This is a genomic window from Arthrobacter sp. Y3222053, assembly GCF_059092805.1.
The window spans coordinates 866,572-879,645 of record NZ_JBNHIA010000001.1 but is presented as its reverse complement, the minus strand read 5'-3'; the positions used below and the strand labels follow the sequence as shown (position 1 = coordinate 879,645).

General features: G+C 69.2%; 9 protein-coding genes and 1 other RNA gene. 8 read left to right on the top strand and 2 right to left on the bottom strand.

Features of this window, described 5'->3' with window-relative positions:
- The first annotated feature begins 819 nt into the window (after nucleotides 1-819).
- The 4 genes from ffs (at nucleotide 820) to AC5RUW_RS04220 (ending at nucleotide 6,434) form a co-directional block, all read left to right on the top strand.
- Nucleotides 820-915, top strand: an RNA gene (gene ffs, locus AC5RUW_RS04235) — signal recognition particle sRNA small type.
- A 77-nt stretch (nucleotides 916-992) separates the two neighbouring features.
- Nucleotides 993-4,307 carry a DNA polymerase III subunit gamma and tau gene (locus AC5RUW_RS04230; RefSeq protein WP_494159532.1) on the top strand — a complete coding sequence of 1,105 codons (3,315 nt, stop codon included), beginning with the start codon at nucleotides 993-995 and terminating at the stop codon, nucleotides 4,305-4,307.
- 56 nt (nucleotides 4,308-4,363) lie between these two features.
- Complete coding sequence (gene recR / locus AC5RUW_RS04225; protein ID WP_494159531.1) at nucleotides 4,364-4,960, top strand: recombination mediator RecR; 597 nt, start codon at nucleotides 4,364-4,366, stop codon at nucleotides 4,958-4,960.
- A gap of 187 nt (nucleotides 4,961-5,147) precedes the next feature.
- Nucleotides 5,148-6,434: an aspartate kinase gene (locus AC5RUW_RS04220; RefSeq protein ID WP_494159530.1), complete on the top strand. Its 1,287-nt coding sequence runs from the start codon at nucleotides 5,148-5,150 to the stop codon at nucleotides 6,432-6,434.
- A gap of 91 nt (nucleotides 6,435-6,525) precedes the next feature.
- Here the strand turns inward: AC5RUW_RS04220 and AC5RUW_RS04215 are convergent, their stop codons facing one another.
- A complete protein-coding gene (locus AC5RUW_RS04215) occupies nucleotides 6,526-6,753 on the bottom strand; it encodes a hypothetical protein (protein ID WP_494159529.1) in 228 nt (75 codons plus the stop codon).
- 149 nt (nucleotides 6,754-6,902) lie between these two features.
- Here AC5RUW_RS04215 and AC5RUW_RS04210 point away from each other — a divergent pair, with 149 nt between their 5' ends.
- From AC5RUW_RS04210 to AC5RUW_RS04200, 3 genes are all read left to right on the top strand, one after another.
- Nucleotides 6,903-7,433 (top strand): MarR family winged helix-turn-helix transcriptional regulator, encoded by a 531-nt coding sequence (locus tag AC5RUW_RS04210; protein ID WP_494159528.1) that lies wholly within the window; start codon nucleotides 6,903-6,905, stop codon nucleotides 7,431-7,433.
- 227 nt (nucleotides 7,434-7,660) lie between these two features.
- Nucleotides 7,661-9,724: a BCCT family transporter gene (locus tag AC5RUW_RS04205; protein WP_494159527.1), complete on the top strand. Its 2,064-nt coding sequence runs from the start codon at nucleotides 7,661-7,663 to the stop codon at nucleotides 9,722-9,724.
- A 118-nt stretch (nucleotides 9,725-9,842) separates the two neighbouring features.
- Nucleotides 9,843-10,778: a 3-methyladenine DNA glycosylase gene (locus AC5RUW_RS04200; RefSeq protein ID WP_494159526.1), complete on the top strand. Its 936-nt coding sequence runs from the start codon at nucleotides 9,843-9,845 to the stop codon at nucleotides 10,776-10,778.
- Here the strand turns inward: AC5RUW_RS04200 and AC5RUW_RS04195 are convergent.
- Nucleotides 10,775-11,389 (bottom strand): TetR family transcriptional regulator, encoded by a 615-nt coding sequence (locus tag AC5RUW_RS04195; protein WP_494159525.1) that lies wholly within the window; start codon nucleotides 11,387-11,389, stop codon nucleotides 10,775-10,777. The genes AC5RUW_RS04200 and AC5RUW_RS04195 overlap by 4 nt on opposite strands.
- Nucleotides 11,390-11,537: 148 nt before the next feature.
- Between AC5RUW_RS04195 and AC5RUW_RS04190 the strand changes: the two genes are divergently transcribed.
- Nucleotides 11,538-12,995 (top strand): MDR family MFS transporter, encoded by a 1,458-nt coding sequence (locus AC5RUW_RS04190; RefSeq protein WP_494159524.1) that lies wholly within the window; start codon nucleotides 11,538-11,540, stop codon nucleotides 12,993-12,995.
- Nucleotides 12,996-13,074 lie beyond the last annotated feature (79 nt).

The window sequence follows — 13,074 nt, the reverse complement described above, 5'->3', positions numbered from 1 at the left end:
GCACGGGGGTGCGGCAAACCGGCCAAATAACCAATCAAAATAATTGGTATCAATAAACTTGGCACACTATTGAGTTCTCAAACAACAGACACATCCGGCCTACTCAGGAAAACCGTTCCAAAACCGGAACTTTCTTTTCCCTTTCGCACCGCCGTGGTGTTTCTTCAGCTTATTTCATCCGGCCGGTTTTTGCAATTCGGCCGATTCCCTCAGGAACCTTGCGAATTACGGTCAAACCGCCCTTCCGAACCCAGCAAAATACCCGGCTCTTCCGGCCGGCGCCCTAAGCGCGCAGCGTTGAAACCGAGGAAATTTGTTGGGGTTGGCCGCCATGCTTCGGGCGCTTTTCCAGCGTCCCGGCCGCGGCGACTTCCAAAACATTACACGCCCTCCGGCACCCGCGCAAATCGTCCTGACGTGTCCTGCGACACGCTCTTTGACGGCCGTGTCAGGCGCTTCCTCGCAGGCGTCCGCCGCCCGGTTGAAGTCGGCGCAGGGGCCTGGGAACGGTGCCCCACATACCGATGCCGACACATGCATGGCTCTTACAGATCGCTCTTACAGCCCGATACATGCCCCACTCCTATCGGCCCCATCCGTTGCTCTTATATCTGAGATGCACTGCGGCCGTCCTGGAGGGGCCGGCGGTTTCCTTGCTCCGGGACCAGGCCGTCCTCGCGCGCGTGTGCGCGATAGACGGAGTGTTTCAGGGACGGGGTCTGCCCTATGCCCCGGGGGGCCCCGGGCCGCTGCGCTGCGGCCCGGCGAGGGGCAGCGCACAGCCCGCAGGGACCACCCGAAAGATCGGGTAGACTGGTTCACGGCCCCTCATGTGGTGTCATCCTGTGAACTCCCCCAGGACCGGAAGGTAGCAAGGGTAAGCGGGCTCTGGCAGGTGCATGAGGGGTCTTTTAATGTCGTGAGGTCTACCGGCCGACGGCGCCGCTGCCGCCGCCTGAAAAACCGTCAGTGCCAACCGATAGGGTCTAGGTGTGAGTACAGCCCTTTACCGCCGCTACCGTCCCGAAACCTTCGCGGACGTGATCGGTCAGGAGCATGTCACCGAGCCGCTGATGGCGGCCCTGCAGAAGAACCGCGTCAACCACGCCTATCTGTTCTCCGGACCGCGCGGCTGCGGCAAGACCACCTCTGCCCGCATCCTGGCCCGCTGCCTGAACTGTGCCGAGGGCCCCACCCCCACGCCGTGCGGCCGCTGCGAAAGCTGCGTCGAACTGGCCCGCAACGGCGCCGGCAGCCTCGACGTCATCGAGATCGACGCCGCCAGCCACGGCGGCGTCGACGACGCACGGGACCTGCGCGAACGTGCGACCTTCGCCCCCGTCCGGGACCGGTACAAGATCTTCATCATCGATGAGGCCCACATGGTGACCTCCGCGGGGTTCAACGCCCTGCTGAAGATCGTCGAAGAACCGCCGGAACACATCAAGTTCATCTTCGCCACCACCGAGCCGGACAAGGTGATCGGCACCATCCGCTCGCGCACCCACCACTACCCCTTCCGGCTGGTGCCCCCCGAGCCCCTGCTGGCCTATCTGGAGCGGCTCTGCCAGGAGGAGAACGTTCCCGTGGCCCCGGGCGTACTCTCGCTGGTGATCCGGGCCGGCGGCGGTTCCGTGCGCGACACCCTGTCCGTGCTGGATCAGCTGATGGCCGGCGCCGGGCCGGACGGCTTGGACTATGAGCTGGCCGTCTCGCTGCTCGGCTATACCCACGTCTCCCTGCTCGACGACGTCGTTGACGCCTTCGCGGCGGCCGACGCCGCCACGGTGTTCCGCGCCGTCGACCGCGTCATCCAGACCGGCCAGGACCCCCGGCGCTTCGTCGAAGACCTGCTGGAGCGCTTCCGTGACCTGATCATCGTCAACGCGATGCCGGACAGCGCCGCCGCGGTGCTCCGGGGCATGCCGACGGACCAGATCAACCGGATGCAGACCCAGGCCAGCCAGATGGGCTCCGCCGAACTCTCCCGGGCAGCGGACATCACCAATACGGCCCTGACCGAAATGACCGGTGCCACCTCGCCCAGGCTGCACCTGGAACTGCTCTGCGCACGCATCCTGCTGCCGGCTTCCGAGCACACCGAACGCGGCGTCGCCGCCCGGGTGGACCGGATCGAACGCCGCCTCAGCTACGCCGGTGATGGCTCCCTGGCCGCCGGGCGGGCGGCCGCCGCGGCCTCGCCGGTGCCGGACCAGCCGGCTGCGGCCGCCGCGGCTCCGCCCGCGGCGTCCGTCATCTCCTCCATGCCCGACGCCGCCCCCGAAGCGGCTGCCGCCGAGGACCAGCCCGGCGCCGGCGCCGACAATACGGCCGATTGGGGCGGCACCTGGGCCAGCCCGCCCGCAGCTGCGTCCACCTCGGACAGCGGCCGCGGTCCGAGGGCAAAGGCCCCCTCGCAGGCCGCCCCCGAGCCTTCCGCCGCCGACGCCGACGGCCGCCCCTCCTCGACCGCCACCGGACCGGGCGGGGACAGCTGGCCGCATGCCGGCGCTGCCGCTGCCGAACAGGCTTCTCCGCGCACCGCCGCGGCGGACGCCTGGCCCCACGCCGGCGGCCCTGCCGCTGAACCGGTGCGGCCGCAGGCGTCCGCGGGAGAAGCTGCAGGTGGACAGGCCGCACAGGCGCAGTCGGGCGCTTCGTCTTCCGCACGGCCCACCGCACAGCCGACAACGGCCGCGCAGGCACCGGCTCCCGAACATGCACCGGCGGCGGCGCCGGGCCCCGCGGGAGACGGCGGCCAGGTGGAAATGATCCGCAGGGCCTGGCCGGAGATCATGGAAGCGCTGAGCAGCATCCGCCGCGCTACCTGGCTCAACGTCAGCAAGAACGCCAGTCCACGCGCCTTCGACGGCAAGGTGCTGCACCTGGCCTTCGCCAACCCGGGCGCCGCCATGGGGTTCAACCGGCCGGACCATCTGGAAAACCTGCGCCAGGCCATCAACGAGGTGCTCGGCCTGGACTGCCAGATCAACCCGATGCACGACGGATCGGGTGAGTCCGGCCCAAAAGCCGGTAGCCGGCCCGCGCCGGCGCCAGCCCAGCGCACCACCCCCGCTTCAGGCATGGCTTCGGCTGCCCCCGCTGCTGCCGCTTCCGGCAGCGTTCCCGCCACGGACACCTCCGCCACGCCCGCTGCCCCGGCCCCGACGGCCGGCCCGGCTTCGGCCGCGCAGACCGGCAGGTCCGCCGCCCGCCGGGGCGCCGATGCCGCCGCCACAGCGGCCCCTCAGGGTACGCCCGGCCGTGACGGTGCCGCCCAGGGCACTCCCACCCACGGCGCTGCGCATTCGGCCCCGGGATCCCACGGGCCGGTAGCCGATGCCCCGGAGCGCCGCTCCCCCGAGCAGCGGGCCCCCGGGCGTTCCGCCACCGGTGCCGAGCCCGCTGCCCAGGCCGCCGTCGGCGCCCGACCGGAGCGGCCGGCCCCCACCGCGCAGGCTCCGTCCGTACAGGCCCCGTCCGCGCAGGCCCCGTCCGGCACGGGACCGGCATCCGGCCACACCTCCTCCGGGCGCGGCGCGGCGCGCCGCGGGGCTCCCCTGCCGGCCGACTGGCAGCCGGAGCCCTCGGATCCCTACGACGACATGCCCGAAAGCCAGGCCTGGGCCACGACCGAGGTGCCCGATCTGGAAAACCAGGGCCCGGACGACGCCTGGCACACCACCAACTGGGCAGGCGAACCGCTGAGCCGGACCCGCCCCGGCACCGCCGACGGCGGCAGCGCGCCCGCCGCCACCCGGCCGGACCCGACAGCCGCCGGACGCGGCACAGGCCCCGGCGCAGGCCCGGGCACGCCCGCAGCCCACGGGGCGCACCGTGCCGGGCCCGGATCCGCTCCGTCGTCCCCGGGCTCGGACACGGCAACGGGCGGGGCCTCCGGATCCGCTCCGGAACAGGCAACGGCCGGGTCCGGGCGGCCCGGCGCCGGCACGCCGTCGGCTGCCTCCACGCAGCCTGCCGTCAATTGGAGTGGTGCTCCGACGGCGCCGTCCGCCCCCGTGCCCCCGGCACCCGCCGCCCCGGCTGCCGGAAACGGTACGGCCGAAGGCAGCGGCAGGCCCAATGGCCGGCCGATGAGCCGTTACCAGCAGCTGTTATCCCAGGCGCGAACGAGCGCCCCGCAGCAGGCCCGCCCGATGGCCGGCAACGTAGACTTGAACTACCCGGAGGACATTCCCAGCGCCGATGATCTGGCGCTGGAGGACGCCGGCCTGGTCGGCCGGAAGGCCATCGAACGGATTCTGGGCGGCCGGCTGATCGAGGAACGCAGCATCGACGGAAGCTGACCATCCGCCGGCTGCCCCGGTGCAGCCGACCCCCACCCCAACGCAGAAGAGGTCACGTGTACGAAGGTGCCGTTCAGGAACTGATCGATGAGCTGGGACGCCTGCCCGGCGTCGGCCCCAAGTCGGCCCAGCGCATCGCGTTCCACATCCTGGAGGCTGACGCGGAGGATATGCGCCGGCTCTCCTCCGCCATCGCCTCGGTGAAGGACAAGGTCAAGTTCTGCTCCGTGTGCGGCAACGTGACCGAGCAGGAAACCTGCAGCATCTGCCGGGACGTCCGCCGCGATCCGACCGTCATCTGTGTGGTCGAAGAGTCCAAGGACGTCATGGCGGTGGAGCGCACCCGGTCCTTCCGCGGCCGGTACCACGTGCTCGGCGGCGCCATTAACCCGATCGCCGGGATCGGTCCCGAGCAGCTGCGCATCCGCGAACTGCTCAACCGGCTCTCCGACGAACAGATCAGCGAGATCATCATCGCCACCGACCCGAACCTGGAAGGCGAGGCCACCGCCACCTACCTGGTCCGCATGCTGAAGACCCTCGGCATCCGCGTCACCCGCCTCGCCTCCGGCCTGCCCGTCGGCGGCGACCTGGAATACGCCGACGAAATCACCCTGGGCCGCGCCTTCGAAGGACGCCGCAGCCTCACCTGATCGGCCCGGCGCCGTCCGCCGCGGCGGCACGTTAAGCCAGTGTTGCCCGGCGGTTAGGGGCGCACAGGCCGGGCCGATAGACTTTTGAGCGGTCCGGCGCCCGGTGCCGGCTCCCTTCCCCTCCGGCCCGGAGCCCGTACGGCCCGGGCAGGCACCCGCTTCCCGACCCCATCCAGAGAGCGTGCGCATGAGCCTGATAGTGCAGAAATTTGGCGGTTCCTCCGTTTCGGACGCCGAGGGCATCAAGCGCGTGGCCAAGCGGGTCGTGCAGACCCAGTCGGCCGGCAACCAGGTCGTCGTCGTGGTCTCCGCCATGGGCGACACCACCGACGAGCTGCTGGACCTGGCCGGGCAGCTCACCGCCGCCGCGCCGGCCCGCGAAATGGACATGCTGCTCAGCTCCGGCGAGCGTATCTCCATGGCCCTGCTGGCGATGGCCATCACCGAGCTCGGTGCCAGCGCGGAATCCTTCACCGGCTCCCAGGCCGGCATGATCACCGATGCCTTCCACGGCAAGGCCCGCATCATCGACGTCTCCCCGCACCGGATCCGCACCGCCATCGACAAGGGCGAGGTCGCGATCGTCGCCGGCTTCCAGGGCATGAGCCGGGAGAGCAACGACATCACCACCCTCGGCCGCGGCGGCTCCGACACCACCGCCGTCGCCCTCGCCGCCGCCCTCGGCGCCGACGTCTGCGAGATCTACACCGATGTCGACGGCGTCTACACCGCGGACCCGCGGGTGGCGTCGAACGCGCAGAAGATCGACCGGATCTCCAGCGCGGAAATGCTGGAAATGGCCGCCTCCGGCGCCAAGATCCTGCACCTGCGCTGCGTGGAGTACGCCCGCCGTTTCGGCGTGCCGCTGCACGTGCGCTCCTCCTTCAGCCAGCACGAAGGCACCTGGGTGCTGCCCGACCCCGACGACAAGATCACGATTCAAGAGGGAGAACCCTTGGAACAGCCCATCATCTCCGGTGTCGCCCACGACCGCTCCGAAGCGAAGGTGACCGTCGTCGGCGTTCCCGACATCCCCGGCAAGGCGGCCGAGATCTTCGGCATCGTGGCCGGTGCCAACTCCAACATCGACATGATCGTCCAGAACGTCTCCACCCAGGGTTCGGGCAAGACGGACATCTCCTTCACGCTGCCGATCATTGACGGCAAGGAGGCGATCGACGCGCTCAACGCGGCGAAGGCTCAGGTCGGCTTCGACGGCATTGACTACAACGAGCAGATCGGCAAGCTGTCGCTGATCGGTGCCGGCATGCGCTCCAACCCGGGTGTCTCCTACCGGTTCTTCCAGGCCCTGCATGAGGCCGGAGTCAACATCGACATGATTTCCACCTCGGAGATCCGCATCTCGGTGGTGACCGACGCCAAGCTGCTCGACACCGCGGTCCGCGCCGTCCACGCCGCATTCGGCCTGGACGGCGAGGCCGAGGCCACCGTCTACGGCGGCACCGGCCGCTAAGACCCGCACGCTAAGCAACAAGAAAGGGCCGCACCCGGCGTCGTAACGCCGGGTGCGGCCCGTTGCCCGGGCTGCGTTGCCCGGACTCTGCCTACTTCTTCCGGGGCAGGATGTAGCTGCTGCCGTCGGGGCGCTTGACCGTCTCCCACAGCTCGGCGTCCCGCGCCTGCGCTTCCTCGAGCTGGCGCCGGCGCTCATCGGTCATCGGAGTGTCCAGCGGGGTGGTGGCCGCCGGACCGAAGATCATCCGGGCCTTGCCGGTGGTCCGCATGAACCGGGATGTCAGGGACTCCTTGGGGGCCTTGTCTTTTTCCGCCACTGTCCTACCTCCCGTTGGGTTGCGCTGCAGCCGTCACAGCTGCCTTCCATAGTACGCTAACTGTTAGCCCACTAATGGTGTGTCGCCCACAGTGTCGACGGCCGCGGCCCCTCAGGCCGCCGGCAGCAACCGCCCAAGGAAAGGCACGCATGACAGAGCACGACGGCGCTGCGGCGCCCGCCTCCTCCGATGCCCGCGAGGAGGACCTGCTGCTGGAACGGCAGCTGTGCTTCGCGCTCTCCGTGGCATCGCGCACCATTGTGGGTGCCTACCGCCCGGTGCTGGAGGACCTCGGCGTGACCCACCCGCAGTACCTGGCGCTCCTTGCCCTCTGGGAGCAGAGCCCGCGTACGGTCCGTGACCTGAGCGACACACTGCTCATGGAGCCGGCCACGCTCTCCCCCATGCTGAAGCGGCTGGAAACCGCCGGGCTGCTCAGCCGCAACCGCGCCCCGGGCAACGACCGGGCCCTCGCCGTCGAGCTGACGCCTAAGGGCCGGGCCCTGCGCGCACGCGCCCTCGACGTTCCCGGCACCATGATGCAGCGGCTCGGCCTGGCGCGTGCGGAAGTGGAGGAGCTGAACCGGAGCATGCGGCGGCTGATCGACGCCGCTCAGCGCGGCGAGCAGGGCGCCGAGCAGGGCGCCGCGGCCGAGCCGGGAACCGCCCCAGGCTCCTGACCGGCGGGACCGCCGCCTCCGCTGCCCGGCGGCTGCCCGTCCGGGCTGTCCGCCTCCACGATTGGGCCTTCATTGGCTACGAGACGGTAACAATTGTCATGTGATATATGGAAGGCCGCTTTCTTTCAGAATCGGCGAAAAGTGTTCCGAAACCGCACTATTCTCCTACGGGTCCCGAGCAACGAACCCCAAGGGCGTCAGCACGCGCCCCCGAGGAGAAGAACAACGTGGCATCACGTCCAACACCCAAGCACCCCTCCGCACCCCGTTCGGCCGGCGCCGACGGGCCCGACGCCGGCCTGCCGCCGTCGGCTCCGGGGTCAGGGCCTCAGGCGAAACCGACCGTCGGCCAGCGCGCGAAACGTGTGCTGAAGCGGGAGCTGGACTACCCCCACAACATTCACCCCGGCCTGGTGCCCGGCATCGCCGTGGACGATCAGCGCGTCCGCTACGGCACCGACCGCCTCGTCTTCGGCGTCGCGGCCGCCCTCATCCTGGCCTTCGTGGCGTGGGGCGTGCTGTCCACCGAGTCCCTGAAATCCGTCTCCGATGTCGCCCTGGGCTGGGTGGTGGAGAACGCGGGCTGGCTGTTCAGCACCCTCGTGGCCGTGCTGGTGGTCTTCATGCTGTTCATCGGCTTCAGCCGGTACGGAAAAATCCCGCTGGGCGTGGACGGCGAAAAACCGGAGTATTCAAAGTTTTCCTGGATCGCCATGATGTTCTCCGCCGGAGTCGGCATCGGCCTGTTCTTCTTCGGGCCCTATGAGCCGCTGAGCTATTTCATGTCCCCGTCCCCCGGGGAGGCGGAACCGGAAACCACGGAGGCCCTCCACAAGGCAATGGCGCAGTCCTACTTCCACTGGGGCCTGAACGCCTGGGCCATCTACGCCCTGGTCGGCGCAGCAGTGGCGTACGGCTCCTACCGCCGGGGCCGGGTGCCGCTGATGAGCTCCATCTTCGCCCCGCTGCTCGGCAAAAACCGGAGCGAGGGCGTCGCCGGACGGATGATCGACATGTTCGCCATCGTCGCCACCCTGTTCGGCACGGCGGCGTCACTGGGCATCGGCGCCCTGCAGATCGGCCGCGGCGTGGAAATCGTCAGCGGCATCGGCCGGCTGCCCAACGCGGCCCTGATCGGCATCATCGCCATCCTGACTGCGGCGTTCATCGCCTCCGCCGTCTCCGGCATCGGCCGCGGCATCCGCTGGCTGTCCAACATCAACATGTCCATGGCGCTGGTGCTGGTGGCCTTCGTGTTCCTCACCGGCCCCACGCTGTTCCTGCTGAACCTCATTCCCGCCTCGGTCACCGAGTACCTCTCGGAGCTGCTGCACATGATGAGCAAGGGCCCCTCCTGGGGCCAGGACTCCGCCGACTTCTCCGAGGCCTGGACGGTCTTCTACTGGGCCTGGTGGATCTCCTGGTCCCCGTTCGTCGGCACCTTCCTGGCCCGCATCTCCCGCGGCCGCACGCTGCGCGAGTACGTGCAGTACGTCCTCGTGGTGCCTACCCTCGTCACCATCCTCGCCTTCGGCATCTTCGGCGGCACCGCCATCTGGATGCGCATGCAGGGCATGAATATCTCGGCCGAGGCGTCACCGCAGGACCTCTTCTTCCAGGTGCTGGACGGGCTGCCGCTGAGCACGATCACGCCTTTCCTGGGCATGTTCTGCATCGCCGTCTTCTTCATCACCTCCGCCGACTCGGCGTCGCTGGTGATGGGCAGCCTCTCCCAGCGCGGCAAGCCGGACCCGGACAAGTCGGTGACGGTCTTCTGGGGCCTGGCCATGATGGGCATCGCCGTGGTGATGCTGCTCATCGGCGGCAACGTCGCGCTGGAGGGGCTGCAGAACCTGATCATCGTGTCTGCACTGCCGTTCGCCGTGATCCTGCTGCTGATGATGGTCGCCCTCACCCGGGACCTGCACACGGACCCGCTGATCATCCGCCGCGAGTATGCGGTCACCGCACTGGAGAACGCCGTCCGCACCGGCATCGACGAGCACGGCGATAATTTCGCGCTCACCGTGGAAAAGGCACCCGACGGCCAGGGAGCGGGAGCCGAGTTCGATTCCCACGACGCCACGGTGACCGACTGGTACCAGCGCACCGATGAGGAGGGCAAGCCAGTGGACTACGACTACGGATCCGGCGAGTACGCCGACGGCTGGACCCCCGATACCGGCGAAGGCGCGGTTGTCCCGAAACCGGACGACGACGGCCGGGAAACCGACGGCGGCGGCGACCCGGACGACAGCACCGAGGAACGCCGGCCGGCACCAGTGCGCTAGGACCCGCCGCACGGCCCGCATCGGGCGCATCAACCAGGCAGGCCCGGCCCCGCACCGCGGAGGCCGGGCCTGCCTGCGTCGGACGCGACGAGGCCGCATGGGCGGGATAATGGATGCCGTGAACACCTCCGCACCTCCCGTCGTCCTCGCCGAGGAGCAGTGGCTGCCCCGGGCGCAGGCGCACGGCGAGCGCGTGCGACCCTACGTGGAGGGCTTCCTGGCCCGCCGGTCGGCGGGAAAGAAGCATCCGGTGGAGGACTTCCTCTTCACCTACTACAGCTTCAAGCCCGGCCAGCTGCAGCGCTGGCACCCGGGGGCCGGCGTCGTGCTGACCGGTGACGCCGCCCGGGAACGGGCGGACTGGAAGTTCCACCGCGCCCTGACTGCCGCGGAAAAGGACGACGCCGGGCTCGCGCCCGGCACCCCGGCGGTGACCGTGGACGTGCCGGCCTTCCGCGCAGCCCGCGGGGAGGCCATGGCCTTCACCGCCATGCTGCTCTCACGGACCGCCGCGCGCCGACCGACCCTGGGCTGCTTCGGCCTGCACGAGTGGGCGATGGCCTACAAATCGGGCCTCAACGGCGTCCGCCACGAATATCTGGGCCTGCGGCTGGGCGCCGACGGGACCGACCGCCTGGTGGAGGAAAGCCGGATCCGCTGCACCCATTTCGACGCCTTCCGGTTCTACGCCCCGCAGGCCGTTCCCCTGAACGAGCTGCAGCCTACCCGCGAAACGCAGCGCGACCTCGAACAGCCCGGCTGCCTGCACGCGAACATGGACCTCTACAAGTGGGCCTACAAGCTGGTGCCGCTGCTGCCGAGCGACCTGGTCATGGACTGCTTCGAACTGGCCTGGCGGATCCGCGAGATGGACATGCGCGCCTCACCCTACGACCTGCAGGAGTGGGGCTACGAACCCATCCCCGTGGAGACCCCGGCCGGGCGGGCGTCCTACGCCGCTGCCCAGAAGGCCTTCGCCGAGGAGTCCCAGCGGCTGCGTACCCGGATCCTGGCGCTGCTGGCCGACGTCGCGACGGACCCTCCGCAGGCTTAGTCTGCGGGAAGCTGACGGGCTGCCGGCCCCGCTCCGGCTGCGATTTCCGCCAGATCGGCGACGGCGGCCTCAAACAGGTCCAGCGGGTCCGCCGTGCGGCCGGCGGCCTCTTCCCGCGCGAAGCACTGCCACGCCACCCGCCAGGTGCAGGCGACCATCTCCGCGACCAGCAGGGCCCGCATCGGGGACAGCAGGCCGCGCTCCACCAGCGAGCCGCTGAGTGCCTCCACCAGGTCCAGCTCCTGCCGGGTCACCACCTGCAGCAGCTTCGGTTCCTGCAGCAGCACGCGGGAGATCCGGCGGAACTCGTAGTGCTCGACCTCAGCCGCGAACCGGGCCCGGCTGACGGAGGTAAGTGTCTGCAGGATGTGCCCCGGCGGGGCAGGTGAAAGCTCAGCGCCGACCAGCGCGGCGATCAGGTCCGCCTGGCCGGGCACGGCGGCCGATTCCTTGGACCCGAAATAGCGGAAGAAGGTCCGCTCGGAGATCCCCGCCCGCTCGGCGATCCGGCCAACCGTGGTGGCCTCCAAGCCTTGCGCCTCGATCAGGTCCAGGGTGGCCCGCTGGATCTGCTGCCGCGTCGCGGCCTTCCGGTCTTCCCGCACTCCCACGCCCGGCCCACTCCCTGCCCCTGCGGGCGGCCGCCATACCGACGACGGCGGCCATTGTTTTGTGTCACACCCTGCCACTTTGGCTTATGAAAAGTGTCAGAGTGTGTCAGAATCTTCCAGTTCCAGTCTAGCCAGGAAGAGGCAGTTTTTGAGTTCCCAGACCTCCGAGATCACATCGGACGCTCCGCGCACGGGGCAGGCGGCACCGGCCGTCACCAACAAGCAGCTCACCGGAATCATCGGAGCGCTGGCCCTGGCGGCCTTCCTCATGATCCTGAATGAGACGGTCCTGACCGTCGCGCTGCCCTCCATCATGGCCGACTTCGATGTCTCGGCGGCCGCCGGACAGTGGCTGACCACCGGCTTCCTGCTGACCATGTCCGTGGTGATTCCCACCACAGGTTTCCTGCTGCAGCGGTTCACCACGCGAAGCCTGTTCATCTTTGCGCTCTCGGCCTTCCTGGCCGGCACGCTGATCGCCGTCTTCGCCCCGGGCTTCGTCTTCCTGCTGATCGCCCGCATCATCCAGGCCGTGGGCACCGCCATCGTGCTGCCGCTGCTGATGACCACCACCCTGTCGCTGGTTCCCGTCCGCAAGCGCGGCGCCATCATGGGCCTGAACTCCATCGTCATCTCCGTCGGCCCGGCCATCGGCCCGACCGTGTCCGGGGCGGTCGTGAACTCGCTGAGCTGGCACTGGATCTTCGTGATGATGGCACCGCTGGCGTTGATCATCCTGGCGCTGGGACTGGTCTTCATCCGCATTCCCTCGGCCACCCGGAAGCTTCCGGTGGACGTGCTGTCCGTGCTTCTTTCGGCCGTCGCCTTCGGGTTCCTGGTCTACGCGATCTCCAGCCTCGAGCACGCGGCGGACAACGTGGCCCTGACCGTCGCCAGCGCCGTGATCGGCGTCGTCGGCCTGGTGCTGTTCGTCCTCCGGCAGGTCCGCCTGACCCGCACCGGCCGTGAGCTGCTGAACCTCACCCCGTTCACGAACCGGACCTTCACGTTCAGCGTCGTGATGATCATGATCGCGATGGGCACCCTGCTCGGCACCGTGATGATCGTTCCGATCATCCTGCAGAACGGCGGCGGGATCACCTCGCTCAGTATCGGGCTGATGCTGCTGCCGGGCGGGCTCTCGCAGGCGGTGGTCGCGCCGATCTTCGGCCGGATCTTCGACCGCTTCGGCCCGCGGCCCGTGCTGATCCCCGGCGCCGCGATGCTGGCGCTGGGCCAGTGGCTGTACGTCACCGTGACCCCCGAGACCGAGCTGTGGATGTTCATGGTCAACCACATCGTCTTCAGCATCGGCCTGGCCCTGCTGATGACCGGCCTGCTGTCCTCGGCCATGTCCTCCGTGGAGCCCCGCCTCTACGGCCACGGCTCGGCGATCTTCAACACCGGGCAGCAGCTGGGCGGCGCCATCGGCACCACCATCTTTGTCACCGTGCTGTCCCTGGTCGCCGATCACCGGATGGAGGCCGGCTCCGAACTGGCGGCATCGCTGTTCGACGGCGCGCACGTCGCGTTCCTTGTCGGCGCCGTACTGGCCACCGTCGGCCTGGTGCTCGCACCGTTCGTCAAGGTGCCCAAGCAGCACTGACACCGAACCGGGCAGCGGAGCCGGCGGAGGAACCTTTCCTCCGCCGGCTCCGCCGTTGGCAGCTCCGCACGCTGCGCTA

Bases quoted from the DNA above. Each gene is read 5' to 3' on its own strand.
- AC5RUW_RS04220 (WP_494159530.1), top strand. From the start codon at position 5,148: ATGAGCCTGATAGTGCAGAAATTTGGCGGTTCCTCCGTTTCGGACGCC.
- AC5RUW_RS04210 (WP_494159528.1), top strand. From the start codon at position 6,903: ATGACAGAGCACGACGGCGCTGCGGCGCCCGCCTCCTCCGATGCCCGC.